General features: G+C 67.0%; 27 protein-coding genes. 10 read left to right on the top strand and 17 right to left on the bottom strand.

The annotated features are described in order from the left end of the window. Positions 1-199: 199 nt before the first annotated feature. Genes ABIC78_RS00705 through xseA form a run of 3 tightly spaced genes read right to left on the bottom strand, consistent with a single transcriptional unit; the run spans position 200 to position 2,799 of the window. Positions 200-1,066, bottom strand: a complete 867-nt coding sequence (locus tag ABIC78_RS00705; protein ID WP_354487248.1) for a M23 family metallopeptidase — start codon at positions 1,064-1,066, stop codon at positions 200-202. Position 1,067: 1 nt separating this feature from the next. After that, the gene (locus tag ABIC78_RS00700) at positions 1,068-1,274 is read right to left on the bottom strand and encodes a DUF2093 domain-containing protein (RefSeq protein WP_107716377.1); all 207 of its coding nucleotides are present in this window, start codon (positions 1,272-1,274) and stop codon (positions 1,068-1,070) included. A 37-nt stretch (positions 1,275-1,311) separates the two neighbouring features. Then, positions 1,312-2,799, bottom strand: coding sequence for an exodeoxyribonuclease VII large subunit (xseA, locus tag ABIC78_RS00695; protein ID WP_354487245.1), 1,488 nt, complete (start codon positions 2,797-2,799; stop codon positions 1,312-1,314). Between xseA and purD the strand changes: the two genes are divergently transcribed. Then, entirely contained in the window at positions 2,798-4,078 is a 1,281-nt protein-coding gene (purD, locus tag ABIC78_RS00690) for a phosphoribosylamine--glycine ligase (protein WP_054131672.1), read from the top strand. The genes xseA and purD overlap by 2 nt on opposite strands. A gap of 29 nt (positions 4,079-4,107) precedes the next feature. On the opposite strand, the gene ABIC78_RS00685 is transcribed toward purD, so the two are convergent. The 4 genes from ABIC78_RS00685 to ABIC78_RS00670 all read right to left on the bottom strand — a co-directional run bounded on the left by ABIC78_RS00685 (position 4,108) and on the right by ABIC78_RS00670 (position 8,875). After that, on the bottom strand, positions 4,108-5,979 hold the full coding sequence (locus ABIC78_RS00685) for a hypothetical protein (RefSeq protein ID WP_054131671.1): 1,872 nt from the start codon (positions 5,977-5,979) through the stop codon (positions 4,108-4,110). Beyond that, on the bottom strand, positions 5,979-6,392 hold the full coding sequence (locus ABIC78_RS00680; protein WP_171793173.1) for a GtrA family protein: 414 nt from the start codon (positions 6,390-6,392) through the stop codon (positions 5,979-5,981). The genes ABIC78_RS00685 and ABIC78_RS00680 overlap by 1 nt, the downstream gene beginning before the upstream one ends. A gap of 53 nt (positions 6,393-6,445) precedes the next feature. Continuing rightward, positions 6,446-8,044 carry an NAD(P)/FAD-dependent oxidoreductase gene (locus ABIC78_RS00675; protein WP_062783259.1) on the bottom strand — a complete coding sequence of 533 codons (1,599 nt, stop codon included), beginning with the start codon at positions 8,042-8,044 and terminating at the stop codon, positions 6,446-6,448. Between the two features lie 144 nt (positions 8,045-8,188). Further along, positions 8,189-8,875 (bottom strand): PilZ domain-containing protein, encoded by a 687-nt coding sequence (locus tag ABIC78_RS00670; protein ID WP_309804876.1) that lies wholly within the window; start codon positions 8,873-8,875, stop codon positions 8,189-8,191. Positions 8,876-9,132: 257 nt separating this feature from the next. Between ABIC78_RS00670 and rpoZ the strand changes: the two genes are divergently transcribed. From rpoZ to ABIC78_RS00640, 6 genes are all read left to right on the top strand, one after another. After that, positions 9,133-9,477, top strand: a complete 345-nt coding sequence (gene rpoZ, locus ABIC78_RS00665) for a DNA-directed RNA polymerase subunit omega (RefSeq protein WP_022677787.1) — start codon at positions 9,133-9,135, stop codon at positions 9,475-9,477. A 111-nt stretch (positions 9,478-9,588) separates the two neighbouring features. Further along, entirely contained in the window at positions 9,589-12,183 is a 2,595-nt protein-coding gene (locus ABIC78_RS00660; RefSeq protein WP_354487241.1) for a helicase-related protein, read from the top strand. Positions 12,184-12,210: 27 nt separating this feature from the next. Further along, positions 12,211-12,501, top strand: coding sequence for an RNA-binding S4 domain-containing protein (locus ABIC78_RS00655; RefSeq protein ID WP_022675319.1), 291 nt, complete (start codon positions 12,211-12,213; stop codon positions 12,499-12,501). Between the two features lie 15 nt (positions 12,502-12,516). Continuing rightward, positions 12,517-12,855 (top strand): ferredoxin FdxA, encoded by a 339-nt coding sequence (fdxA, locus tag ABIC78_RS00650; protein ID WP_022675318.1) that lies wholly within the window; start codon positions 12,517-12,519, stop codon positions 12,853-12,855. 494 nt (positions 12,856-13,349) lie between these two features. Further along, positions 13,350-13,874: a CarD family transcriptional regulator gene (locus ABIC78_RS00645; protein ID WP_022675317.1), complete on the top strand. Its 525-nt coding sequence runs from the start codon at positions 13,350-13,352 to the stop codon at positions 13,872-13,874. Between the two features lie 131 nt (positions 13,875-14,005). Further along, entirely contained in the window at positions 14,006-14,263 is a 258-nt protein-coding gene (locus tag ABIC78_RS00640) for a hypothetical protein (RefSeq protein ID WP_169049364.1), read from the top strand. A 5-nt stretch (positions 14,264-14,268) separates the two neighbouring features. Here the strand turns inward: ABIC78_RS00640 and ABIC78_RS00635 are convergent, their stop codons facing one another. Next, a complete protein-coding gene (locus ABIC78_RS00635) occupies positions 14,269-15,231 on the bottom strand; it encodes an L-threonylcarbamoyladenylate synthase (protein ID WP_354487237.1) in 963 nt (320 codons plus the stop codon). 69 nt (positions 15,232-15,300) lie between these two features. Here ABIC78_RS00635 and ABIC78_RS00630 point away from each other — a divergent pair, with 69 nt between their 5' ends. Next, complete coding sequence (locus tag ABIC78_RS00630) at positions 15,301-16,137, top strand: DUF815 domain-containing protein (protein ID WP_169049366.1); 837 nt, start codon at positions 15,301-15,303, stop codon at positions 16,135-16,137. Between the two features lie 19 nt (positions 16,138-16,156). Here the strand turns inward: ABIC78_RS00630 and ABIC78_RS00625 are convergent, their stop codons facing one another. From ABIC78_RS00625 to ABIC78_RS00585, 9 genes are all read right to left on the bottom strand, one after another. Then, positions 16,157-16,849 (bottom strand): cell wall hydrolase, encoded by a 693-nt coding sequence (locus ABIC78_RS00625; RefSeq protein WP_354487235.1) that lies wholly within the window; start codon positions 16,847-16,849, stop codon positions 16,157-16,159. A gap of 193 nt (positions 16,850-17,042) precedes the next feature. Further along, positions 17,043-17,396 (bottom strand): DUF1491 family protein, encoded by a 354-nt coding sequence (locus ABIC78_RS00620; protein ID WP_107716511.1) that lies wholly within the window; start codon positions 17,394-17,396, stop codon positions 17,043-17,045. A 19-nt stretch (positions 17,397-17,415) separates the two neighbouring features. Then, positions 17,416-17,877: a PTS sugar transporter subunit IIA gene (locus ABIC78_RS00615; protein WP_354487232.1), complete on the bottom strand. Its 462-nt coding sequence runs from the start codon at positions 17,875-17,877 to the stop codon at positions 17,416-17,418. A 166-nt stretch (positions 17,878-18,043) separates the two neighbouring features. Further along, the gene (gene hpf / locus ABIC78_RS00610) at positions 18,044-18,625 is read right to left on the bottom strand and encodes a ribosome hibernation-promoting factor, HPF/YfiA family (RefSeq protein ID WP_107716368.1); all 582 of its coding nucleotides are present in this window, start codon (positions 18,623-18,625) and stop codon (positions 18,044-18,046) included. 75 nt (positions 18,626-18,700) lie between these two features. After that, a complete protein-coding gene (gene dnaQ, locus ABIC78_RS00605) occupies positions 18,701-19,417 on the bottom strand; it encodes a DNA polymerase III subunit epsilon (protein WP_168352023.1) in 717 nt (238 codons plus the stop codon). 47 nt (positions 19,418-19,464) lie between these two features. Then, positions 19,465-20,070, bottom strand: coding sequence for a dephospho-CoA kinase (gene coaE / locus ABIC78_RS00600; RefSeq protein WP_354487230.1), 606 nt, complete (start codon positions 20,068-20,070; stop codon positions 19,465-19,467). Then, positions 20,067-20,945 carry a shikimate dehydrogenase family protein gene (locus tag ABIC78_RS00595; RefSeq protein ID WP_354487228.1) on the bottom strand — a complete coding sequence of 293 codons (879 nt, stop codon included), beginning with the start codon at positions 20,943-20,945 and terminating at the stop codon, positions 20,067-20,069. The genes coaE and ABIC78_RS00595 overlap by 4 nt, the downstream gene beginning before the upstream one ends. Further along, positions 20,942-21,526 (bottom strand): nucleoside triphosphate pyrophosphatase, encoded by a 585-nt coding sequence (locus ABIC78_RS00590; RefSeq protein ID WP_107716364.1) that lies wholly within the window; start codon positions 21,524-21,526, stop codon positions 20,942-20,944. The genes ABIC78_RS00595 and ABIC78_RS00590 overlap by 4 nt, the downstream gene beginning before the upstream one ends. Next, a complete protein-coding gene (locus ABIC78_RS00585) occupies positions 21,523-22,365 on the bottom strand; it encodes a pyruvate, water dikinase regulatory protein (protein WP_354487225.1) in 843 nt (280 codons plus the stop codon). The genes ABIC78_RS00590 and ABIC78_RS00585 overlap by 4 nt, the downstream gene beginning before the upstream one ends. A 366-nt stretch (positions 22,366-22,731) precedes the next feature. On the opposite strand from ABIC78_RS00585, the gene hemE reads away from it, so the two are divergent. Further along, entirely contained in the window at positions 22,732-23,760 is a 1,029-nt protein-coding gene (gene hemE, locus ABIC78_RS00580) for a uroporphyrinogen decarboxylase (RefSeq protein ID WP_054131659.1), read from the top strand. Beyond that, the gene (locus tag ABIC78_RS00575; protein WP_354487223.1) at positions 23,757-24,254 is read left to right on the top strand and encodes a TlpA family protein disulfide reductase; all 498 of its coding nucleotides are present in this window, start codon (positions 23,757-23,759) and stop codon (positions 24,252-24,254) included. Before hemE ends, ABIC78_RS00575 begins: the two co-directional genes overlap by 4 nt. The last annotated feature ends 54 nt before the right edge of the window (positions 24,255-24,308 follow it).

Raw genomic sequence — 24,308 nt, 5'->3', positions numbered from 1 at the left:
TTCGGCTGGCTTGAAAGCCGATTGTGCGGAGCCAAAATAAATGGCTTCACTTGTGTGACAATGCGACAACAGTATTCGCAAATACATGAAATTTAATGGTTTAATGTCGAAATATTACGTGTATATCGGCAACAGTCATTTTCTAATGAAACCATATTACCTGTTGGAGAGCACCACCGCAGCCGGCGCCGCGATACTGTCAGCCAAGGAACAGCAGCGGGTCCAGCCGGCGCATCACCGTGCCCATTTGCCACGCCAGGGCCCAGTGCAGATGCGGGCCGGTGGCGCGCCCGGTCATGCCCACCGTGCCGATCGGCTGGCCACGCGACACGCTGTCTCCCACGCGCACCAGATGCGCGCTGCAATGCAGGAACGCGCTGCCCAGGCCCATGCCGTGATCCAGCATCAGCAGGCGCCCTTCCAGCGTGAACGGCGTTTCTGCCGCGAGCACGACGACGCCATCGGCTGGCGCCACGAACGGGGTGCCGGTGGGCGAAGCCATGTCCAACCCGCCATGATAGGCGCCTGCCTGTCCACGATAGATTCGCTGCGCGCCAAACCGGCCGGAGAACCGCCCGGGCGCCGGGCGCAGCATGGTCTGCCGCCAGCCCTGGGCCGTGGTGCGCAGCGCCCGCGCTGCATCTATCTGCGCGCGTTCGGTGGCGCGGCGGGCGAGGAATTCGGCATCAGGCACGCCGGGCGGGCGCAGCGGCGCATCGACCCGTTCGATCTGCCAATCGCGCGGCGCCACGGAGAGCGGCACCTGGCTAACCGCGCCGGCACTGTCGGTGATTGCCAGCATGCTCGTGGCCGGCGCATCGCGATCAAACCCGATCAGGAACCCGCGATCGCTGGCCAGCGGCAGTGGCACGCCGTCAAGCGCCAGCGCCGCCGCGCCGGCCGGGGCCACGCCGCGCAGCCAGCCACCCTGCGACAGGCGCGCGGCCCAATCGGGCGGCAGCGCGGCGCCAACCTGGGCCAAGGCGCGCACGGGCGTGGCCAGCCCCGGCAGCGCCAAGGCCGCCATCCCGCCCGCCATCACGGCGCGGCGGGTGAACCCGGTCATCTCAGCCAGCCTGGCCCAGCAAACGCCGCGTGGCGATTTCCGGGGTGGCATAGGCTTCCTGCAGTTCCGCACTCCAATAGCGCAGTGCATCAAGCGGGATCGGCACGCCGCTGACGGCGCAGATCACATGATCGCCGGCCGAAAGCTGGCGAAACGTTCCGGGCAGGTAGTGCAGGCGGGCCAGGCGGCCGGTGGGAGTCATCAACATGACAGCGGTTTTACGCCCTGCCGCCGGCCTTGGCAAATCACAGCAGCTTGGGCTGGGCGCTTTCCGCCGTGCCGCGCGGGCGGCTGGCGGGGCGGGCGGCGGCCGGGGGCTGGGCCGGGGGCACCTCGCCCGCCGTCACGTCCAGCGTGCCATCGGCAAACTTGAGCGTCAGCGCCGCACGCGCCGCTGCCGTGGCGCGGTCCTTCACGACATGGCCATCGCGGTCGGTCACCAGGACATAGCCGCGCTGCAACGGCGCTTCGGGATCGAGCGAGCGACGCAGGCGGTCGAGCGCCTCCACCCGGCCGCGCGCGTGCTCGATCCGCTGCAATAGCGCCTCGGGCCGCAGGCGGTGCGCTGCCAATCGTTCGCGTTCGCGCCCCAGGCGCTGGGTGAGCAGAGCAGGGCGCAGCGCACCACCGTGGCGGGCGAGCACCCCGGCAGCAATCTCGGTGCGATGCACCAGCGCGCGGCGCAGCCGGTCCGACAGGTCGTCCAGCCGCTGGCTCTGCGGGCTGAGCAGGGCCTGGGCGGTGGGCAGGCGCTGGCTGCGCACCTCCAGCCGCTCGCGCGCATGGGCCAGCAGGCGCGCCAGGGCACGGCCGCGGCGAGCCTGCAGGTCGTGGACCTGTGCAGCCAGTTCGGCGCGCACCGGCACAGCGATTTCCGCCGCCGCCGTGGGCGTGGGCGCGCGCAGATCGGCCGCGAAATCGGCCAGCGTGGTGTCGGTTTCGTGGCCCACGGCGCTGATCACGGGTATGGTGCTTGCCGCAATCGCGCGCACCACCTCTTCCTCGTTGAAGCTCCACAGGTCTTCGATCGACCCGCCGCCACGCGCCACGATGACCACGTCGGGGCGCGGCACCGGCCCGCCTGGGGCCAGATCGGAAAAGCCGCGCACGGCCGCTGCCACTTGCGCAGCCGCGCCCTGGCCCTGAACCAGCACCGGCCAGACCACGACATGGCTGGGGAAACGGTCCGACAGGCGATGCAGGATGTCGCGGATCACCGCCCCGGTAGGCGAGGTGACGACGCCGATCACGCGCGGCAGGAACGGCAGCGCCCGCTTGCGCTGCGGCGAAAACAGCCCTTCGGCTTCCAGCCGCGCCTTGGTCTTGGCCAGCAGGGCGAGCAGCGCGCCTTCGCCGGCAATTTCCATGCGATCGACCACGATCTGGTAGTTCGAGCGGCCAGGATAGGTCGTCAACTTGCCTGTGGCGATCACTTCCACGCCGTCTTCGGGCATGAAGCCCAGGCGCTGCGCATTGCCGCGCCACATCACCCCGTCGAGCCGCGCGCCTTCGTCCTTCAGCGACATGTAGAGGTGGCCCGAGGCCGCGCGCTTCACCCCGGAAAGCTCGCCCCGCACGCGCACGAAGCCGAACCGATCCTCCACCGTGCGCTTGAGCTGCGCAGAAATCTCGGAGATCGACAGGGCCGGGGCGTTGTCGCCGGCGCGTTCGCTCGCTAGGAGCCCGTCCTTGCGAAAGTCATCGTCGTCATTGGGCGCGGAAGGGAAGGCCATGCATATCCTGTTGTTGGGTTCGGGCGGGCGTGAACATGCCCTGGCCTGGAAACTGGCCCAATCCCCGCTGTGCAGCAAGCTCTATGCGGCACCCGGCAATCCCGGCATCGCCCAGGACGCGCAACTGGTGGCGCTCGATGCCAGCGATCATGCCGCCGTCATCGCGTTTTGCAGCGAGCAGCGCATTGGCCTGGTGGTGATCGGGCCGGAAGCGCCACTGGTCGATGGCCTGGCCGATTCGCTGCGCGGCGAAGGCATTGCCGTGTTCGGGCCGAGCAAGGCCGCCGCCCAGCTCGAAGGGTCCAAGGGCTTCACCAAGGACCTGTGCGCCAAGGCCGGCATTCCCACCGCCGGCTATGTCCGCGCCACCAGCGCGCAGGCCGCGCACCAGGCGCTCGACCAGTTCGGCGCGCCAGTGGTGATCAAGGCCGATGGCCTGGCCGCCGGCAAGGGCGTGGTCGTGGCGATGACCATGGACGAAGCCCGCGCCGCGGTGGACGACATGTTCGACGGCCAGTTTGGCGAAGCAGGCGCCGAAGTGGTGATCGAGGAATTCCTCGAAGGCGAGGAAGCCAGCTTCTTTGCCCTGACCGATGGCGCCACCGTGCTGCCGCTGGCCTCTGCCCAGGATCACAAGCGCGTCGGCGATGGCGATACAGGCCCCAACACCGGCGGCATGGGTGCTTATAGCCCGGCCCGCGTGCTGACCCCGGCGCTGGAAGCCCAGGCGATGGCGCAGATCATCGTGCCCACGGTCAAGGCGATGCAGGATGCCGGTACGCCCTATTCCGGGGTGCTCTATGCCGGGCTGATGCTCACGGCCAAGGGCCCGCAGCTGATCGAATACAACGCCCGCTTTGGCGATCCGGAATGCCAGGTGCTGATGCTGCGGCTGGAAACCGATCTGGTCGAACTGCTGCTCGCCTGCGCGGAAAACCGCCTGTCGTCGGTCGAGCCGCCGCGCTTCAGCAGCGATCCCGCGCTGACCGTGGTGATGGCTGCGCAGGGCTATCCCGGCACGCCGAAGAAGGGCGGCGCCATCCATGGCATCGCTGCCGCCGAAGGCACCGGGGCCAAGGTGTTTCACGCCGGTACCGCGCTGGGCGCCGATGGCCAGCTCGTGTCCAGCGGTGGCCGCGTGCTCAACGTGACGGCGCGCGGCAAGACCGTGCGCGCCGCGCGTGACGCTGCCTATGCCGCGGTCGATGCACTGAATTTCGCCGATGGCTTCTGCCGCCGCGATATCGGCTGGCGCGAGATTGCCCGCGAAGGGGCCTGATCGCCGGTTGCCTGCCCCGCGCTGATCGTTCAGCGCGGCGCCACGACCTGCCAGGCGGCGATGTTGCTGGGCGTCTTGGCCGTTGTCGGCAAGGGCAGCGGGCGCAGCCATGATGGCGGCGTGCCGGCCAGCAGCGCGGCGGCCAGGCCATGGGGCGCCTGGCGGCGATAGAGATGCATCTCGGGCGCCACGGTGCAGACCACCACCAGCGTGGCATGGCGCTTGGCCACATAGGCGCGCGCCTGTTCGGGATCGGCCAGGAAGCCGTGCATCACATCGCTGATCGCGGCAGCGGCGCGGTGATGCCCGGTGGCGACCACGCGCTGGTGCGTGCGCAGCAGGATATCGGGGCCGATGTCGACCGGGGCAAAGATATCGGTGGCAGGCATTGCCGCCAGCGCACCCACGCCACGATCGAAATCGCATCCGCGCAGGCTGCCCATGGCAAAGTCGCGATCGGCAGGCGGATGGCCCAGCTTGGCCCAGGCCGTCTCGCCCAGCGCGATCGGCAGGATTGGCAATGCCGCCAGCAGCATCAGCACATTGATGCCCATGCGGCGCGCGGAGCTGGTCTGCGCTACGGCCACCAGGCGCCATTGCCGCACCTGCCAGGCCGCCGGCAGGATGGCGATGCCCACCGCCGTGGCCATCGCCCGACTGACCATCGCCCCCACCGCCACGGCGCCGAGCAGGACCAGGCCATGCTGCACCCAGCGCAGCCGCTCCGGCATGGATGGCGCGCTCTGGATCAGGCGCCAGCAGGCCCACAGCCCCAGCGGCACCGCACCGATCAGCGCGATCGCATTGTGCAGCGTGGTTTCCCAGATCGGGCGCCCTTCGCGCACGTTGTCCAGCCAATGGCTTTTCACATAGGGATCAAGCCCACCGAAGGCGCCCGTGGCGCATTGTGGGGCGGCCAGCGCGACGATGGCGGCCGCGCCGCCGGCGGCGATAGCCAGCACGCCCAGGGCCACAAGACGTGAAGCCGGGCGCTGGGAAGGGCGCCACCACGCCAAGCCGGCGCCGCACAGCGCCACCCAGCCGAGCGCGGCGATGTGCATCGGGGAGACGGCATCGCAATGTTCGACCATGTCGCGAAGGCCACGGCAGGCCAGGAACAGGCCGGCGGTGCCCAGCGCCAGCGCCACCGCCGCATGGCCCAGCCGCTGCCACTGCCCATCGAGCAGTGCACGCACGGCAACCACGCCGATGAACAGCGCGGTGAGCGGTAGGCCTTCCAGCGAAACAGTGAGCCCGGCGGCCAGCGCCAGGCCGAGCACCCAGCCGCCACGACGCGGATCGCGCGCATGCAGCCCGACCACGGCACCCAGCGCAGAAACGATCTGCCAGCCATGGTGATCGATGCGCAGCGGCTGCATCTGGTGCAGCACGATGCCCGAAAGCCCGACGATGATGCCGGCCGCCACGGCAGTGTCGCAGCCGAACAGGCGGTTGGCCGCGTGCATCGCCAAGGCCACCGTGCACAGCACGGTCAGCGCCGGAACGATCACCGCCGCGGCAATTTCTGCGTTGGCCGTGCCCAGCAGCGGGCGCAAGGCCAGGATCACTGCCGCCAGCGGCAGATCGACCAGCCGCGACCAGTGCATCAGCACGCCTTCTGGCGCCATGATGCGGTACTGGTGCAGATCGAACCACGCCTGCCCGCTCAGCAGATCGCGCACCTGCACCAGACGCAGCACATCATCGGGATCGCCCATGCGCATGCCGGGAATATCGCGCGCAAAGATCAGGAGTTGCAGCCCCACGATCAGCGCCCAGATGCCCAGCACCATCCACCAGCGCAGCGGCGCGCTGGTCGTGGCACCGGGTGGGGGCGGGAACGAGGTATCATCGGGAGCAGGGGAAACGCGATCGGCGCGCACCGGAGCCAGCACGGTCATCAGCGAAACACCACCTGCTTACGCAGCACCCATGTAGCGGCAAAGCTCAACACGATGGCCACGATCTTGGCCGTGCGCGGATCAAGCCCCAGCTGCACCATGCCGCCCACCACCAGCGTGGTGATCGCCAGGCCGACCAGCGCCGATCCCACGAATAGCGCCTGCTGCCGCAGCCGCGCCGGGCCCGATGCGGCGACGTTCTCGGCAAAGACCGCGCGGCTCGACAGCAACCAGTGCGCGGCAATGCCCAGGGCATAGCCCAGCGCCGAGGCCGCCATGGCCGGCACGCCCAGCGCCAGCAGCGCCAGGAAACTGCCGATATCCACCGCCAGCGCCCCCACGCTGGCGAGAATATAGCGCACCAGCGTGTGCTGGCCCAATCGCTGAAACAGGGGCATGATCATCGCCGTCATTGCCGTCCATCGCCTTTCGGCCAAGAATTACCGCACGGAAAACCGTCAGACCATCAGGCGGCGCGGCGATCCGGCGCCGCGGCGATGCGTTCGGGAACCTGGCGCACCGATGCCAGCGCGGCAGCCTGGTCGGGCGTGACCGGGCGGGTGCTGGGCAGGCCCGCGTCCGCGCCTTCGGCCCCGGCCTCGTGATACTCGGCGTCTTCGTTGACGCACCAGGTGTCATAGAGGCGGCGCTCGGCCACGATGTTTTCCACCGTCAGCATCGCGGTCATCATCGCGTGATCCTGATTGTTGTAGCGGTGCATGCCGTTGCGCCCCACCAGGTGCAGCGTGGGATAGGCCGCTTCCAGTTCGGTGCGCATCGCCGCAACATTGGCGGCATAGCTATCGTCATAGACCGGATAGGCCTTTTCCTGGCGCACCACCACGCCGCCGATCACCTGGTCGGGCTGCACCAGGCCCAGGATCTGCATCTCGCGCGTGGCAAGGGCGATCAGGTCAGCATCGCTCGATGCCCACAGATCGTCGCCTTCAAAGCAGAAGTATTCCAGGCCGACGCAGGCCACGCTGTCATCGGGCACCATTTCGGGCGACCACGAGCGGAAGTTCTGAATGCGGCCAACCTTGACCTTGCTGTCGTGAATATAGATCCAGTTGTCGGGGAACAGGTCTTCCGAACGGATCTTGAGCGCCACGGTCAGGAAATCGCGGTACTTGAGGTCGTTGGCCTCGATCGTGGTCTGCGGCAGCGGATGCATCCGGGCTGCCAGCTCGCGCATCGGGGCCGAGGAAATCGCATGGCGGGCGCGGATCATGGTTTCGCCGCCTTCGGCCGGCGTGGCGCTCAGGCGCCAGCCGCCCTGGCCATCGCTGGCCAGCTGCTTCATCGCGTGGCCCATCAGGATATGGCCGCCCTTGGCGAGAATCTTGTCGCGCGCGGCTTCCCACATCATGCCCGGCCCGAGGCGCGGATAGCGGAAGGTTTCCAAGAGCGTCTTGGTTGCCATGCCGTCGTTGGGCTTCTTGTTGAGTCCCAGGCTGCGCTTGAACCCGTCGAGCACGGCCGCGCCGAGCGAGAGCCCCTTGATGCGCTGCGCGGCCCAGTCGGCGCTCATCTCGTTGCAGGGCATGCCCCAGACCTTCTCGGTATATGTCTTGAAGAAGATCGAATAGAGCTTCTGCCCGAACTGGTTGGTGGTCCAGTCCTCGAAGCTGCGCACGGTCTTCTTGGGGAAGGCCTTGGCCTTCACATAGCTGGCCATGCACAGGGTGGAGCGCATGATGCCGAGGTTGAACAGCGCCTCGAACGCGCGCAGCGGATAGGAATAGAATTTGCCCTCGTAGTAGATCCGGCTCATCCGCGGGCGCTGGATGAAGTCATCAGGCAGGATCTCGTTCCACAGATCGACCACCGCCTGCGATTTGGAAAAGAAGCGATGGCCGCCGATATCAAAGCGATAGCCTTCGTGTTCCACCGTGCGGCTGATCCCGCCGACATAGCGGGTGTCCTTCTCGATGATCGCCACCGAAAGCCCCTGCTTGGTCAGCAGGTAGCCGGCGGTCAGGCCCGCCGGGCCTGCACCGATGATCGCCACATCGACATCGTACTGACGGCCTTCATCCCCCGAAGTGCCCACTACGTTAACCATCCCATGCCCCCGTCCAAGCGGATTCGCTGATGCCCTCGGGATGAAGGAAAATGGATAAGGGACAGTTAACGTTAAGCAGTTCTTGCCGGATGTTGCAGGGGTTTCCTTGATTGGGCACAGCGCGGGACAGGCCCACGCCGGGGCTCAATCGGGCTGGCCCTTGCGACGCGCGGCATCGGCCAGCGCCTGGCTCAGCTGCAGCGGCGCGGAAATGCGCGCCAGTTCATCCAGCTTGAAGGTCTGTTCGAACACCAGGCCATAACGCGGGTGGTTGCGCCAGCGCACCTTGGCATAGATCGAGGGCATTACCCCGGTATCCAGGCGCACCAGTTCGTGCACCATCAACCACTTTTCGCATTCGATGCAGGCACCCTGCTGCGAAATGTCGTGGAATTGCACATGCACGCTTTCGCCGCCGGAATGCAGCACGGCATCAAGCATCAGGCGCAGCCGTACCTGGCGGCGCGGATAGGCGCCGTCGCGCTCGTCGATCAGGCGCTGCACGTCGATTTCCTGCAGGAACTGCAGGCCGGCGTGATCGCCCGTGGTCCACACCAGGCGCGCCGCATGGCGATCGCCGTTGCCCAGTTCGATCGCCAGGGTCTGGTGATCGGGAATGGGGGTGAACAGGCGAATCTTGACGCCGGTGGCCGAGGCATCGCGCAGGATGCACAGAAACTCGCCGCCATCGACGATCAGCTTGGCCGCGCGAATCAGCAGCGTGAAACGGGGCGCGGCGCGCATGTCGGCGCCGGCCGATGCGTCAGCACCGGCCGATGGGGCGGCGATGTCTTGCCCGGGTTCTTCGGGCAGATCGTTGCGCTGGGCCACTGCCCTGATCTCCAATTGCGTGCGTTCCCCCTTTGGCCGGGCGCACACGAACCCGGTATTGTTCATCTTATCCACCAAGTCTTGCCCGAGCGTTACCCTTATTTGCGGTATTCGTGCAAAAACACTTTCTTTTCGCAAGGCAACGCGCGCGGCCGGTGACGGTGGGAAACCGCTAGATATGCCAAGTTCCTTGACTTTTCGTCCGCGCCTACCTAGCTGCACCCTTTCCCCGATCATTTCCATTTTTCGGAGTGCCCATGGCGCGCGTTACCGTCGAAGATTGCGTCGACAAGGTTTCCAACCGTTTCGATCTGGTTCTGCTGGCCGCCGAACGCGCCCGCGCGATTTCGGGCGGTGCCGAACTGACCGTCGACCGCGACCGCGACAAGAACCCGGTCGTGGCCCTGCGTGAAATTGCCGAAGAGACGGTGCGTCCCACCATTCTCAAGGAAAACCTCATCCAGTCGCTGCAGCGCGTGCTGCCCGACGACGATGACGAAGTCGATGAAATCGGCTCGCTTTCCCAGTCGGCTGAAGCGCTGCGCATCACGGCTGCGGCGCCGGTGCGCAACACCTCGCTGGGCGCCGATTACGACGCGTAACAGGCCCTGAAATCCGGCTCAGCTGGGTTTCGGCACGATCAAGCAGGGCGCCGGGGATAATTCCACGGCGCCTTCTTGCATGTGCGCCGCACGCCCGCCACATCTGGGGCCATGGCCAACCGCGTGCCCGCCTCTCCGCGAGTGACCTCGTCGGCGAATCGCCCGTCAGGCGGCACGATCAAGGCCGTGCTCGGCCCGACCAACACCGGCAAGACCCATCTCGCGATCGAGCGGCTCTGCGCGCACTCTTCTGGCGCGATCGGCTTTCCGCTGCGCCTGCTCGCGCGCGAGGTCTATGACCGGGTCTGCGCGATCAAGGGGCCGGCGCAAGTCGCGCTGATCACCGGCGAGGAGCGAATCGAACCCAAGGGCGCGCGCTGGCTGCTGTGCACCGCCGAAGCCATGCCGGCGCGGCCCGACCTCGCTTTCGTCGCGCTCGACGAAGCGCAGCTATCCGCCGATCCCGAACGCGGCCATATTTTCACCGATCGCCTGCTCCACGCGCGCGGGCGCGAGGAAACCATGCTGCTGGGCTCCGCCACACTGGAGCCGATGGTCAAGGCCCTGGTGCCCGAGGCCGAAATCGTCACGCGGCCACGCTTTTCCACGCTCAGCCACGTCGGCGCCAAGAAGCTCAGCCGCATTCCCCCGCGCAGCGCGATCGTCGCGTTCTCGGCCGAGCAGGTCTATGTCATGGCCGAAATGCTGCGCCGGTTTCGCGGTGGCGCGGCGGTGGTCATGGGCGCGCTCAGCCCGCAGACCCGCAACGCCCAGGTGGCGATGTACCAGTCGGGCGAGGTCGATTACCTCGTGGCGACCGACGCCGTGGGCATGGGCCTCAACCTCGATGTCGAGCATGTCGCCTTTGCCGGCCTGTCGAAATACGACGGTCATCGCCATCGCCGGCTGACCACGGCGGAAATGGCCCAGATCGCCGGGCGTGCCGGGCGGCATCACAAGGACGGCACGTTCGGCACGCTGGCTGGCACGGGCGGGCGCGATCCCGAATTTACCGACGAGGAAGTCTATGCCATCGAAGAGCATCGCTTCCCCCCGCTGACCCGCCTGTTCTGGCGCGAGGCAGAGCCGCGCTTCGATACCTTGGCCACGCTCATCGCCGACCTGGAAAGCCCGCCACCGCGCCCCGAACTCGCCACCCCGCCCGAGGCGATCGACCTGGCCGTGCTGCGCCGCCTCGCCGAAGAGCCGGACGTGGCCGCCACGGTGCGGGGCGCTCGCAGCGTCGAACGCTTCTGGCATGTCTGTTCGCTACCCGATTTCCGCCAGCAGGGCGCGGAAACCCATGCGCGGTTCGTGGCGCGGCTGTGGCAGGATCTGCGCGGCGGTTACCTTGGCGCGGATTATGTCGCCCAGGCGATTGCCCAGCTCGACAATCCCTCGGGCGATATCGACACGCTGCAAGGCCGCATCGCGGCGATTCGCAGCTGGTCCTACATTGCCCAACGGCCAGACTGGGTGCTGGCCCGCGACGAGATGGCCGCGCGCGCCCGCGCCGTGGAAACGCGCCTGTCCGATGCGCTGCACGGGCGGCTGACCGAACGCTTCGTCAACCGCCGCACCACGGTGCTGATGCGCAAGGCTGGGGCCGACGCCTCGCTGCTGCCGGTGCGCCTGGGCGACGATGGCGCCGTGCTGGTCGACGATGAAGCCATTGGCCATCTCGAAGGGTTTCGCTTCGTGGTCGATCCGCTCGCCCGCGCGGCCGATCGCAAGCTGCTGCTGGCTGCGGCCGAACGGCACCTGCCGGGCCTGCTCGCCACGCGCCTGGCCGAATTGGCGAGCGACGCTGCTACCGGCAAGGATATCGCCCTCGCCGACGGGCAGGTGCAGTGGCGCGGTCTTGCCGTTGCCCGCCTCGCCAAGGGCCGCACCGTGCTTGAGCCGCGCCTCGCGCTCGAACCTGCGCTGGAGCGCGCGGGCCCGGCCGCGCGTGACAAGGTACAGGCGGCGCTGGCGCAATGGCTTGAGCAGAACCTCGCCACCGCCTTGCGACCGTTGCGCCGCCTGGCCGATGCCGCCCGCGATCCTGCGGCAGGGGCCGCGCTGCGCGCGCTGGCGCTGCACCTGGTGGAAAGCGGTGGGGTTATCGCGCGCGACCATGCCCGCCTGGAAGACCTGACACCGGCGCAGCGCGCCCTGGCGCGCCGCCTGGGCATCCAGGTTGGTGCGCTCGACGTGTTCGTGCCCGCGGCCCTGCGCGCCGCGCCGCTGGCCGCCTGGGCGGCCCTGGCCAAGGTCTGGGGCCTGGCTCCCACCGCCCCGCCGCCGGGCGGCATGACGCCAGTGCTGGCGCAAAAGGATATTCCGCTGGGCTATCGCCGCACCGGCCCGCAGGCGTTGCGCGTCGACATGGCGGAAAAGCTGCTCCATGCCGCACACGGCGTGCGCCAGGGCGCAAAAGGCCGCCGCTTCGTGCTCGATCCGGCGCTGGCCCGCTCGATGGGCCTGTCCACCGCCGGCTATGCCAATCTGCTGCGCGCTGCCGGCTTCCGCGCCGCGATGCCGCGCCCGCTGGCCGAAGGGCAGGCCGGGCCGCCCGCACCGCCGTTGTGGGACTGGCGCCCGCCACGGCCGGCCACGCCACCGGCCAGGAACAGCAAATCCAACCAGCAGGCCTCGCGCGCGCCGGTGCAACCGGCACCGGCCAGCGGCGCCTTTGCCGCGCTGGCCACGTTGCTGCGATAAAGGAAAAGCGATCACGAGGGAGGAGCAATGCGGATAGACAAGTTGCTGTGGTTCCTGCGCTTTGCCGGCAGCCGGGGGCTTGCCCAGGGCTGGGTGGAAGAAGGGCACATTCGCCTCAACGGCCGTCGCGTCGAACGCTGCAGCGCGGGCGTGAAATCGGGGGATGTCCTGGTCCTACCCTTGCGCAATTCGGTGCGCGTGATCGAGATTATCACCCTTCCGGCACGCCGCGGGCCTGCCCTTGAGGCACAAGGATGCTATCGGGTGCTTGACGCGGCGCCCCTCGCGCCTCTAGCACGGCCCGAAATCGAGCCTTGAGGAAATACCCACAGCATGACTTACGTCGTCACCGATGCCTGCATCCGCTGCAAGTACATGGACTGCGTGGAAGTGTGTCCTGTCGACTGCTTCTATGAAGGCGACAACATGCTGGTGATCAACCCCAGCGAATGCATCGACTGCGGCGTGTGCGAACCGGAATGCCCCGCCGAAGCGATCCTGCCCGACACCGAAAGCGGGCTGGAGCAGTGGCTGGAGCTGAACACCAAGTATTCTGCCGAATGGCCCAACATCACGACCAAGAAGGACGCGCCGGCCGATGCCGACGCCTGGAAGGGCGTGGAAAACAAGTTCGAAACCCAGTTCTCGCCCGAGCCGGGCGAGGGGGACTGAGCGAACCGGCAACCGCGCCAGGGGTGATTCGCGCCCCTTTGTCGCGCGGCTGATTGCGCCAGACGGGGCTTGATCCATGCCCCGATCCAGCGCCGGAAATCGGGCTGCCCCGGCTTTTTGGCCGGGCGCGGCCAAAAGGCGCATGCCTTTTGCTGTCTCGGCTCTGGTAATTTTGCCACAATGCTGCTATATGGCCATCAAGCGCCGGGCAAATCCTTTGCCGGGCGCCCTTTTTGTTACGAGAAGGCAGAAACAGGCGGCACACGGAAAACGCTGACGGATCGCGCTATCGGATCGCCTCGTCGATCGCAGGGCCTTGGCCGGGCTTAAAACGGTTCTTTGCCAGTTCACGCTCCCCGGGACCAGCCCCGCACCGGATCAACCAGACCGGGCAGGGTGGAGTGTCACAGGCATATTCGGTTCGCCGTCATGGTTTTTCCTAGCCGGGCATCCCGCCCCCGCCGTCCCGTCTGCCGGCGTCGAAAGGATAAGAAATGGCAGCCAAGGCTCTTGCCTTCGATGTTGGGGATTACGTCGTTTACCCGAAGCATGGTGTCGGCCGCGTGGTCGAGCTTCAGCAGGAAGAAATCGCGGGCATGAAGCTGGAGCTCTACGTGCTCCGCTTTGAAAAGGAGCGCATGACGCTTCGCGTTCCGGTCAACAAGGTCGAAGCGATCGGCATGCGCAAGCTGTCTTCGGACAAGACCCTGCGCGAAGCGCTCGATACGCTCAAGGGCAAGCCCAAGGTCAAGCGCACCATGTGGTCGCGCCGCGCCCAGGAATACGAAGCCAAGATCAACTCCGGCGACCTCGTCTCGATCGCCGAAGTGACTCGCGACTTGTTCCGCGCCGATGACCAGCCGGAACAGAGCTATTCCGAACGGCAGATCTTCGAAGCCGCGTCTTCGCGCCTGGCCCGCGAACTCGCCGCGATGGAAAAGACCGACGAGCCGGCCGCGCTCAAGAAGATCCTCGCGATCCTCAACGAGCATGCTCCCAAGTACTACGAAACGGTCTGATCGGCGCTACCTGCCCAACAGATGTTTCACGTGAAACGGGCCGCCGGAACCACCGGCGGCCTTTTTCGTTTGGCGGCGGGGCAGGGGCTGGTGCAAACGCCTGCAAGACCCGTCATTGGAAAGGCAAATGCATGTTGCGCAAGGTGATCGTCCTGACCCTTCCACTGGCTCTGGCCGCCTGTGCGGCGCAGAACGCCGCCCCGCGCGATCCAACCCGGCCTGATCCGGCCGCCCAGGCGCAGCGTGCTCAGGCCCATGCGCAGGCGCTGGCCAAAGCGCAGGCCCGCCTGGCAAGCGAGCAGGCCGCCTGCAAGAAGGGCAGCCGCCGCGCCTGCGCCCGTGCCACGGCCGCGCAGGCCGTGGTCAACGATCTCAACAACCCGCAATAAGGTTTTCAGGCGGCGGCCCGGCGCAGGCGATCGTTGATCGCCGCGCCGATGCCCTCATCCGGCACCGGGGCAATGGCAATACGCGGCTGACGTGCCGCTGCGCCGGCGTGTAGGCAGGCATAGAGGCGCGCGGCCGCCTCGGCCAGGTCACCCTGGGCCGAGAGCGTGACATCGCCTGAGACCGCGCCGAAACCGATCATGAACTCGTCTGCCTGCGCGTGCTCTGCGCCCAGGCGCACCGGCTTTCCCGGAGCATAGTGGCTGGCCAGCTGGCCCGGGGCCTCGATCCCGCGCGACGGGCCTTGTTCGGCCTCCTCGCCCAGCACGGCGGCGATTTCGGCGCCGGTGATCGGGCCGGGGCGCAGCAGGGCCCAACCGCCCTCGGGCCGCAGGCCAACGATCGTCGATTCGATCCCCTGGCGCGTTTCGCCACCATCAAGCACCAGATCCACCCGCCGCCCGAGCGAGGCAGCCACATGCGCGGCCGTGGTCGGGCTGATCGCGCCGCTGCGGTTGGCCGATGGCGCCGCCAAAGGCAGGCCGGATTGACGCAGCACCGCCTGCATCGCCGGATGGGCTGGGCAGCGCAGCGCCACGGTGGGCAGGCCGGCACTCACCGCCGGGGCCAGCCCACTGTCAGGCCGGCGCGGCACGACCAGGGTCAGCGCGCCCGGCCAGAACGCGGCCGCCAGGGCCTTGGCCCGGTCATCCAGCACCGCCAGACGCCCTGCCGCCGCCAGATCGGGCACATGCACGATCAGCGGGTTGAAATCGGGCCGCCCCTTGGCGCGATAGATACCCGCCACCGCCGCATCGCGATCGGCCCGCGCCGCCAGGCCATAGACGGTCTCGGTGGGCACGGCGACGGTTCCGCCCGCCGCCAGCACGGCGATGGCAGCCGCGACGCCATCATCGTCTGCGGGGCGGATTTCGGGCGGCAAGGGGTCGGAAAAGGGGTTGGACGTCATGGCTGCCGTCGCTATCGCGACTGCGCGCCTTTTGCAAAGCATCCCCTTAGCCGCAAAGTTGCCCACGTGATGATCGATCAGCCGCACAGCCTGCCCGAAACGCTGCTTACCCGCATTGCCGAAGCGCTGGAGCGGCTGGCGCCGCCGGCGCCGCCCCAGGTGAACTGGTTGACCCATCCCGCCTATGTCTGGCTGGGGCAGACCGCCCGCGCGGTGGAAAGGCTGGAAGCGCCAAGCCTGCCGCTGATGCGCGGCATCGATGCGCAAAAGGCTGCAGTGGTGGACAACGTGGCGCGGCTCGCCCGTGGCGCTGCGGCACATGACATGCTGCTGTGGGGATCGCGCGGCATGGGCAAATCGGCGGTGCTGCGCGCTGCCGTCAACGCTGCCGACGCTGCCCACCCCGGCGCCATTGCCCTGGTCCAGGCCATGCCCGATGCCAGCCTGCCGTTGCTGTTTGCGCAGCTGCGCGGGGTGCCGCGCCAATTCCTTGTCCTGCTCGACGACCTCGGCTTTGATGCCGGCGATGCCGAAGGCGCGCGCCTGCTGCGTTCGTGGCTGGAAGGCGGGGTGGAAGCGCGACCGGCGAATGTGCGCCTGGCCGTGACGTCAAACCGCCGCGCGATCGTGGAGCGCCACATGAGCGAGCAGGACGATCCGATCAACCCGCGCGATGCGGTGGACGATCGCCTGGCCCTCGCTGATCGCTTTGGCCTGTCGCTGGGCTTTCATGCCTGCAACCAGGATGATTACCTGGCAATCATCGCTGGCTATTGCACCGAACTGGCGCTGCCGTACGACGCGGGCGATGCGCTGGAATGGTCCAAGCGGCGCGGCAGCCGTTCGGGCCGCGTGGCATGGCAATATGTCAACGAACTGGCCGGTCGCGCCGGCAAGGCACTGTAAGGCCCGCGTTCATCGGCGTTCAGCGGTAGAAGATATGCCCGCCGATGGCGGCCAGGCGGGTCTTGCCCCAGGCCGGGGAAACGCGCGCGGCGTGGAAGAACAGCGCCCCTTCGACCGGGCTTTTCCAGCTGCCCTGATCGGCAATCACGGCAATGCGCGCGGCATTGGCCCAGAACCGGCTGGCGTGGTTGATCGCCGGCATCGCATGGCCGCGCACGAACGAGAACTGCGACGGCTGGAACACCACGCCGCAATAGGATGAGGGATAGCGGCCAGAACGGCTGCGCGCCACGATCACGCGGGCAACGGCAAGCTGGCCTGCCAGGCTCTCGCTCTTGGATTCGAAATAGACCGCGCCAGCCAGGCATTCCAACTCGGGCGACAGGTTGGCCGGCACTGGCGTCGCCGCCACCAGATCAGCCAGGCTGGCAGCGTTGACCGCGCCGGTGGTGGCAGAAGGTGCCGGGGCCAGGGCGAGCATGCCGCGCGCCGGCGGCAGCGTGGTGGTGGCAGGGCCGGCAGAAGGAAGCGTGATGGCCCCGTTGGCGGGGCCTTCTGCCACCACGACCTGGAGATCGTGCGGGCCAGACGGGGCGTGAACAGACAGGGCGTGAACAGGTTCCTGAGCCTGGGCAAGCGTTGCCCCAAGCAGCATTACCACGGCAAGCAGGCCGGAAAGAGCCTGGCGGGCAACGCGGAACGGATCGGTCATCAGCCATCTGCATTGGGCGGTGATCGGCCGATTGCGGCGCGCAGCACAACGCTACGGCAATCATGCCGAAAGCCATGCCCCTTGGGCCGTAACGGTAAACCCCCGTCTGCGTGCCAGCGCCTGAAGACCCCATGCCAAGCGGCGCCGCCTGCGCAATTCGATGGCGCCGGGTCTATCCACGCGCGAAAGGGAGTCAACCTTCGCCGGCAAAGTTCCCGATGAACTGTTGTGCGTCTGCGATGGTCAGTTCAAGCAGCCACAAATCAGGGTCAGCCGCAGTTCTGCGCGCTATATAGTCGTTAAAATCTTTTTTACTTTCCGGGTCTTGCGCCTTTGTCGCGGTCCACGGCCGGCTACCATCGGCGCGCGGCATGCGCTCCCACAGTTGCGCCAGCAGCCCATGCTCGGGGTGATTTTCCAATGTCACCAAGGCGATAGTGCCAGCGTCAGGATCACCCTTGTGCAGCACCATGGCAAAGCCGCCAGCGGCCTGCGCGGCCCTGATCCAGCCTTTGGCCTCGATCCCTGCGGGTAGGCGCGCTGTCATGGCTTGGGGTGCGCGCGGTTCAGGCCGCGTCGCGATCGATCACGTTGACCAGCACGGCATAGAGCGCGTCGGCATCGGGCGCGCTGGTCAGTCGCTGGTGCATGCGATCATCGCGCATCAGGCGGCTGATCGCGGCCAGTGCCTGAAGGTGCACGGCGCCGGCCTGTTCAGGAGACAGGAGACCGAACACGCAATCGACCGGCATGCCATCGGCCGACGCGAAATCGACCGGTTCTTCCAGCCGAAAAAACACCGCCACTGGGCGCGACAGGCCATCGAGCCGGGCATGGGGAATCGCCACGCCACGGCCGAAACCGGTGCTGCCCAGGCTCTCACGCTCTTCGATGCGCTCCTGCACCTGCGCCGGGTCGAGCCGATAGACGCTGGCAAAGCACGCGGCGAGCATATCCAGGATCTGCGCCTTGGATTCAGCGCGAACGACGCGGACAGCCTGAGGATCAATGGAAAAAAGTGCGGTCATGAAACGAAAAACGCCACAGCCTGTGTAAAGGCACGGTCAAGTTGGCGGCGCCATGCGCTCTATTCGTTCCCCATGCAAGCGCCGAATCGCATCACGGGTGAATTGGCCAATGCCTTCATAGCGCTGCCCGCAAACCCGAAATGGGCCTGCGGGCAGGGCTTAGAGATCAGGCGCCGGCCGGTTCAACCCAGCCGATCGAGCCATCACCACGGCGATAGACCATGTTGTGCACGCCGGTGCCGGCATTCTTGAACAGCAGCGCGTTGGTGTTGCGCAGATCGAGCATGATCACCGCGTCAGACACCGTCGCGGTGGGCACGTCGACCCGGGTTTCGGCAATCACCAGCGGCGCATCGGCGGCTTCGGCCTCGTCCTGATCGTGCGCAGGTTCTTCCACCATGAACACGGTATAGGCCGCGTCTTCACTGCGGCGGGCAAAATCCGCGCCCTCGGAATGGGCCTTGATCCGGCGCTTGTAGCGGCGCAGCTGCTTATCGATCTTTTCGGCCGACTGGTCGAGCGCCTGGTGCGCGTCCTGGGCCACGCCGCTGCCCTTGAGAATCAACCCTTGCGTCACATGGGTGATGATGTCGCAGCGGAAGCCTCCGTGCGGCGCCTTGCCCAGGGTGACCTGCGAGGAAAGCGCGCGGGAGAAGTACTTGTCGACAATGCCGGAAAGCCGATCGGCCGCGTGGGCCTCAAAGGCGGCACCGGCCTCGACCTGGTGTCCCGAAACGCGAATGTCCATGGGTCTTCTCTCCTTCTTGGGCCCGCTTTGACCGCGAGGCCGCTTGCGGCCCGCACAGTGGGCCGCAAGCGAGACCTAACGCGACCAGAGCGGGTTGCTGATGCCCGCCATGAACTCCGCATGGCGGGCCAATTCCGCTTCGCTGGCCGCATGCGGCCGGGGCTCGCGGAAGATCCGGGTGGTTTTGGCAACAGTCACTTGCGCCACGGCCGCAACCGCGGCCACAGCGCCGGTACCTGCAGAAGAGACGCTGACCTCTGCCGCAAGTTCCAGGCCGATTTGCCGGCCACCCATCAATTCGACGTAAAGTTGTGCCAGAAGCTCGGCATCGAGCAGCGCGCCGTGCTTGGTGCGATGGCTGCGATCGATGCCATAGCGGGTGCACAGCGCATCGAGGCTGAGCTTGGCGCCGGGATGCTTGCGCCGCGCGATCGCCACGGTATCGACCATGCGATCGCGGCTGACCGGCTCCATCCCGATGGCGGAAAGTTCGGCGTTGATGAAGCCGAAGTCGAACCCGGCATTGTGCGCCACCAGCGGCGCGTCACCGATGAACTCCAGGAAATCGGCGGCACACTGGGCAAAGCGCGGCTTGTCGGCCAGGAACGCGGCCGACAGGCCGTGCACGGCCTCGGCCTCGGCCGGCATGTCGCGTTCGGGGTTGAAATAGGCGTGATAGGTGGCGCCAGTGGGCACCCGATTGACCATTTCCACACAGCCGAGTTCAACCAGCCGGTCACCGCCTTGCGGATCGAGTCCCGTCGTTTCGGTGTCGAAGACGATCTCACGCATGCCCAATATGTGAACCTGCCGGCCGGGGCTGGCAAGGGGCGCGGCGATCAAGCCGACGGGTTTTTTTCCCCAAGCTGGCCGATCAGATCGTTAACCATGGCGCGGGTCTGGTCGAGCGGAAGTCCAGTGTCGATGATATGATCGGCGCGCGCACGCTTTTCCGCGTCGGGCACCTGAAGTGCCAGGATTTGCGCGAATTTTTCCGCCGTCATGCCCGACCGCGCCAGCACCCGCGCCCGCTGCACCGCCGCCGGAGCAGAAACCACCGCCACGGCATCGAGCCCGGCGCCATGGCCCTTTTCGAACAATAGCGGGATGTCGAACACCACCAGGCGCTGGCCAGCATGCTCGATCAGGAACGACTCGCGCGCGGCGGCAACCGCGGGATGCACGATTCGCTCCAGCCGGGCGAGCGCGGCGGGATCGCCAAACACCAGCGCGCCCAGCATGCCCCGGTCAACACCGTTGGGGCCGGTGGTGCCGGGAAAGGCCGCCTCGATCGCGGGAAGCAGCACTCCGCCGGGCCCCTGCAAGCGGTGCACCTGCGCATCGGCATCGAACACCGGCACGCCTGCCTCGCGCATCATCTGCGCCACGGCAGACTTGCCCATGCCGATCGAGCCGGTCAGTCCGAGTACGAAAGGCCGGCTCATGCCGGAACGGGCGTCAGCAGGCGGCGGCGCAGTTCCGCATCGGCATCCCCGCGCGGCGGCACCGCGCCGAAGAAGCGGCGGAACGCATGGTCGGCCTGGCCGATCAGCATGGCCAGGCCATCGACAGTGGCATGGCCGGCGCCCCTGGTCCGCGCCAGCAGATCAGTTTCCAGCGGGCTGGTGACGATGTCATAGAACACCGCGCCGGGCGGGGTGTGGGACAGGTCATAGGCCAGGGCCGGCTGTCCCGTCATGCCCAGCAGGGAGGCATTGACCACGAGATCGAACAGCCCCTGGCGATCATCGAACGCGAAATCGGTGGGATCGGCAAAATGTGCGATATCGACCGCGTGATGATCGCTGCCGCGCGCCAGTTCATCGAGCAGCGCCCGCGCCTTGGCCGGATCGCGCCCGGCCAGCACGATCAGGAACCCGGCATCGGACAGAGCCGCGACGATCGCCCGCGCCGCGCCGCCGGTGCCCATGACCCGCGCCATGCGCAAGAGGTGGGCATCGGCCAGCCAGGGTGCCAGCGGCTCCATGAAGCCGGGAGCGTCGGTATTGTAGCCCACCAGCAGGCCCTGTTCGGGCACTATGGTGTTCACCGCGCCGATGCGGGCGGCCAGCGGATCGAGCCGGTCGAGCAGCGGGATCACCGCCTGCTTGTGCGGCATGGTCACGTTGCAGCCGCGCCAGGCGGGATCGGCACGGCGGCTGGCAAGGTAATCGGCCAGGCCATCGCTGTGCACCTGGGCGCGGCGGTAATCGCCGGCCATGCCGAGCTGTTCCAGCCAATAGCGGTGGATCACCGGAGACTTGGACTGGGCAATCGGATCACCGATCACCTCGGCATAGGGGATTGGCGCCTGGCTCATTCCGGCAGTTCCCCGGCGGTGCGCAGCGCGGCGAGCAGCGCCAGCAGCGGCATGCCCAGCACGGTGAAGTGGCTGCCCTCGATGCTTTCGAACAGCTGCACGCCCAGCGCCTCGATCCGAAACACGCCCACGCAGCCCGAAACCGCCGGCCATTCCTTGTGGAGATAGCTGTCGATAAAGCTGTCGGAAAGCCGGCGAACCTTGAGCCTGGCCGTTTCGCAATGGCGCCAGGTCACCTGGCCATCGCGCATCAGCACGGCGGCGCTGTGCAACTGCATGGTCTGCCCGGAAAAGAACCGCAGGTGTTCGGCCGCCTGTTCACGGCTTTGCGGCTTGTCGAACGAGCGGCCGCACACCTCCACCAGCGAATCCCCGCCCAGCACCAGCCGGCCCGGCATGGCGGCAGACACCGGCATCGCCTTGGCCTCGGCCAGGATCTGCGCCACCTGGCAACCCGGCACGCCGATCAGCTCGCGCTTGATCTCGCCTTCGTCCACATCCGAACTGCGCGCTTCAAACGGCACGCCGGCAGCATCGAGCATGGCCTTGCGCGAGGCGCTTTGCGAAGCAAGTACGATCATAGAGCCTTCATTCCCGGATTGGCGTCCCCGGCAACCTTGCGCTCGTTGTAGAGCGTGATCACCGCTGCGGCCGTCTCCTCGATGGATCGGCGCGAAACGTCAATCACCGGCCAGCCATTGTCGGCAAACATCCGCCGCGCATATTGCACCTCGCGCGCCACGTGCTCGCTGTCGACATAGGCGGTTTCGGGCGCCTGGTTGAGCGAGAGCAGGCGGTTGCGGCGCACCGCGATCAGGCGTTCGGGGCTGGTCGTCAGCCCCACGATCAGCGGCCGCCGCACGTTATAGAGCGTGGGCGGCGGCGGGCTTTCCACCACGATCGGGATATTCGCCACCTTGTAACCACGGTTGGCAAGATAGATCGAGGTGGGCGTCTTGGAACTGCGCGAGACGCCAGCGAGCAGAATATCGGCCTCTTCCCAGTTTTCCCAGCCGACGCCATCGTCATGGGCGATAGTGAACTGGATGGCATCGACCCGCTGGAAATAGGCCTCGTCCATCATGTGCTGGCGGCCCGGCCGGCCCCGTGCTTCCTGGCCCAATTGCTGTTCCAGCGCATTGGTCACGGCATCGAGCGCAGCCACGCAGGGCAGGCCCAGCGTGGCGCAGCGCTGTTCCAGCCGATCGCGCGTTTCGGTGTTGACCAGCGTAAACAGCACCAGGCCAGGGTTAGCGGAAATTTCACCCAGGATGCGGTCAAGATGCTGCTGCGAACGGACCATCGGCCAGAAATGCCGCACAACATCGGCATCCTCGAACTGGGCAAGGGCCGCTTTGGCAATCATTTCAAGGGTTTCACCTGTTGAGTCGGACAGCAGGTGAAGGTGCAGACGCGGCATGGGAACCCTTTGTGAACAAGCCGGCGCACCGCGTTGCAGGGCCGCCGGGGTAACCCTGTGGAAAGCGCTAGGATAAACCACGGGATGAAACTGGCGACAAGTTTCGCCCCCGATTTCACCCCCGAAGCGAGTCATCCACGGGCCCTTTCATCCCCATGGGGACAGCCTTTCCCACAGCCTGTGGGTAACGGGCACAAGTTTGTCTTGCATCGGGAGTCATCGGGATTCGCACCACGCGAATTTTGTGGAGCATCCGGGACAAATCGGGCAGAGCTTGGCTATCCCCGATTTCCACAGGGCCAACTACCTTCATCATCCCATTTAATAAGATTCTATTTTTTTGATTGGATTGGAAAAACAAGAACGATGCCCGGTCCCATTCTCGAAACGCTCAGTGGCCAGAACCTTTCCCGCCGGCCGATCTGGCTGATGCGCCAGGCGGGGCGCTACCTGCCGGAATATCGCGCCTTGCGGGCCGAAAAGGGCGGGTTCCTGGAACTGGTCTATGATACCGAGGCTGCCGCCGAGATCACGCTGCAGCCGATCCGCCGCTTCGGGTTTGACGGGGCCATCCTGTTTTCCGACATCCTGATCGTGCCCTATGCCATGGGCCAGGATCTGACTTTCACGGCGGGCGAGGGACCGCGTCTGGCTCCCCGGCTTGTGGATACCGCGCTCAGTGCCCTCCAGGCCGTGCCAGAGCGTCTTGCGCCGATCTATGCTACCGTGGGCAGGGTCAAGGCGGCTTTGGGCCCACAGACCACCCTGCTGGGCTTTGCTGGCAGTCCGTGGACCGTGGCGACCTACATGGTTGCGGGCGAGGGCAGCCGCGATCATCACGAGACGCGCAGCTATGCCTATCGCGATCCACAGGCGTTCCAGGCGATCATCGATGCCATCGTCGAGGTGACGATCGAATACCTCGCCGGCCAGGTCGAGGCCGGCGCCGAAGGCCTGCAGCTGTTCGACAGCTGGGCCGGCAGCCTGGCACCCGCCGAATTCGAACGCTGGGTGATCGCGCCCAATGCCCGTATCGCCGCGGCGATCCAGGCGCGCTATCCCCATGTGCCGGTGATCGGTTTTCCCAAGGGCGCGGGCGAAAAGCTTGCCGCCTATGCGCGCGAAACCGGAGTCAACGCGGTGGGCGTGGATGAAACCATCGACCCGCTGTGGGCCGCGCGCGAATTGCCGGCGGGCATGCCGGTGCAGGGCAATCTCGATCCGCTGCTGCTGCTGGCCGGCGGGGCAGAGCTGGACCGCCAGGCCCGGCGCGTGCTCGATGCCTTTGCCGATCGCCCGCATGTGTTCAACCTGGGTCACGGCATTGGCCAGTTCACCCCGATCGCCCATGTCGAACAGCTGCTGGCGACGGTCAGGGGTTGGCAGCGCCCGTGAAGTGGGGGGCGCTGGTCTTGGCCTTGGCGGTGGCCGCGCTGGGTGGCGCAGCCACGGCACAGGCTGCGCCCGATCGCTTGCCACCTTTGGCCACCACCACGCTGGATGGCACGCCATTTGCCATCAATCCGGCCGCGCATGATGTGGTGGTGGTGCATTTCTGGGCCACCTGGTGCGCGCCGTGCCGGCACGATATGCCGATCCTTGATGCCGCGTGGCAGCGGTATCACGCCCAGGGCGGCAGCGGCCAAGGCCTGCGCATGGTCGGCATCGCGCTCGATACCGCCGCCAGCCGCAGCCGCATTCTGGCGGAGGGCATGGGTGTGCACTTTCCCCTGATCCGCGCCACCGATACCCATGTGCGGCCGCGCGACCTGCCCACTGCCCTGCCGGAAACCCGCATCTATGGGCGCGATGGCACGATCGTGGCGCGGTTCGGGCCGCTCGATGCCGCGCGGTTCGACCAGGCGCTGGCCAAGGCGCTGGCGGGCTAGCGCGGCCAGCTGAGGCGCCTGCTGCATCGTTCCCTCTTGCGCTGGGCGGGGGGC

Origin of the sequence: Novosphingobium sp. 1529, from assembly GCF_040544855.1 — a bacterium.
GTDB lineage: Bacteria > Pseudomonadota > Alphaproteobacteria > Sphingomonadales > Sphingomonadaceae > Novosphingobium > Novosphingobium capsulatum.
This window is presented reverse-complemented; position numbering and strand designations above follow the sequence as displayed.

Bases quoted from the DNA above. Each gene is read 5' to 3' on its own strand.
- ABIC78_RS00705 (WP_354487248.1), bottom strand. From the start codon at position 1,066: ATGACCGGGTTCACCCGCCGCGCCGTGATGGCGGGCGGGATGGCGGCC.
- ABIC78_RS00700 (WP_107716377.1), bottom strand. From the start codon at position 1,274: ATGTTGATGACTCCCACCGGCCGCCTGGCCCGCCTGCACTACCTGCCC.
- purD (WP_054131672.1), top strand. From the start codon at position 2,798: ATGCATATCCTGTTGTTGGGTTCGGGCGGGCGTGAACATGCCCTGGCC.
- xseA (WP_354487245.1), bottom strand. From the start codon at position 2,799: ATGGCCTTCCCTTCCGCGCCCAATGACGACGATGACTTTCGCAAGGAC.
- ABIC78_RS00685 (WP_054131671.1), bottom strand. From the start codon at position 5,979: ATGACCGTGCTGGCTCCGGTGCGCGCCGATCGCGTTTCCCCTGCTCCC.
- ABIC78_RS00680 (WP_171793173.1), bottom strand. From the start codon at position 6,392: ATGACGGCGATGATCATGCCCCTGTTTCAGCGATTGGGCCAGCACACG.
- ABIC78_RS00675 (WP_062783259.1), bottom strand. From the start codon at position 8,044: ATGGTTAACGTAGTGGGCACTTCGGGGGATGAAGGCCGTCAGTACGAT.
- rpoZ (WP_022677787.1), top strand. From the start codon at position 9,133: ATGGCGCGCGTTACCGTCGAAGATTGCGTCGACAAGGTTTCCAACCGT.
- ABIC78_RS00660 (WP_354487241.1), top strand. From the start codon at position 9,589: ATGGCCAACCGCGTGCCCGCCTCTCCGCGAGTGACCTCGTCGGCGAAT.
- ABIC78_RS00655 (WP_022675319.1), top strand. From the start codon at position 12,211: ATGCGGATAGACAAGTTGCTGTGGTTCCTGCGCTTTGCCGGCAGCCGG.
- fdxA (WP_022675318.1), top strand. From the start codon at position 12,517: ATGACTTACGTCGTCACCGATGCCTGCATCCGCTGCAAGTACATGGAC.
- ABIC78_RS00645 (WP_022675317.1), top strand. From the start codon at position 13,350: ATGGCAGCCAAGGCTCTTGCCTTCGATGTTGGGGATTACGTCGTTTAC.
- ABIC78_RS00640 (WP_169049364.1), top strand. From the start codon at position 14,006: ATGTTGCGCAAGGTGATCGTCCTGACCCTTCCACTGGCTCTGGCCGCC.
- ABIC78_RS00635 (WP_354487237.1), bottom strand. From the start codon at position 15,231: ATGACGTCCAACCCCTTTTCCGACCCCTTGCCGCCCGAAATCCGCCCC.
- ABIC78_RS00630 (WP_169049366.1), top strand. From the start codon at position 15,301: ATGATCGATCAGCCGCACAGCCTGCCCGAAACGCTGCTTACCCGCATT.
- ABIC78_RS00625 (WP_354487235.1), bottom strand. From the start codon at position 16,849: ATGACCGATCCGTTCCGCGTTGCCCGCCAGGCTCTTTCCGGCCTGCTT.
- ABIC78_RS00620 (WP_107716511.1), bottom strand. From the start codon at position 17,396: ATGACAGCGCGCCTACCCGCAGGGATCGAGGCCAAAGGCTGGATCAGG.
- ABIC78_RS00615 (WP_354487232.1), bottom strand. From the start codon at position 17,877: ATGACCGCACTTTTTTCCATTGATCCTCAGGCTGTCCGCGTCGTTCGC.
- hpf (WP_107716368.1), bottom strand. From the start codon at position 18,625: ATGGACATTCGCGTTTCGGGACACCAGGTCGAGGCCGGTGCCGCCTTT.
- dnaQ (WP_168352023.1), bottom strand. From the start codon at position 19,417: ATGCGTGAGATCGTCTTCGACACCGAAACGACGGGACTCGATCCGCAA.
- coaE (WP_354487230.1), bottom strand. From the start codon at position 20,070: ATGAGCCGGCCTTTCGTACTCGGACTGACCGGCTCGATCGGCATGGGC.
- ABIC78_RS00595 (WP_354487228.1), bottom strand. From the start codon at position 20,945: ATGAGCCAGGCGCCAATCCCCTATGCCGAGGTGATCGGTGATCCGATT.
- ABIC78_RS00590 (WP_107716364.1), bottom strand. From the start codon at position 21,526: ATGATCGTACTTGCTTCGCAAAGCGCCTCGCGCAAGGCCATGCTCGAT.
- ABIC78_RS00585 (WP_354487225.1), bottom strand. From the start codon at position 22,365: ATGCCGCGTCTGCACCTTCACCTGCTGTCCGACTCAACAGGTGAAACC.
- hemE (WP_054131659.1), top strand. From the start codon at position 22,732: ATGCCCGGTCCCATTCTCGAAACGCTCAGTGGCCAGAACCTTTCCCGC.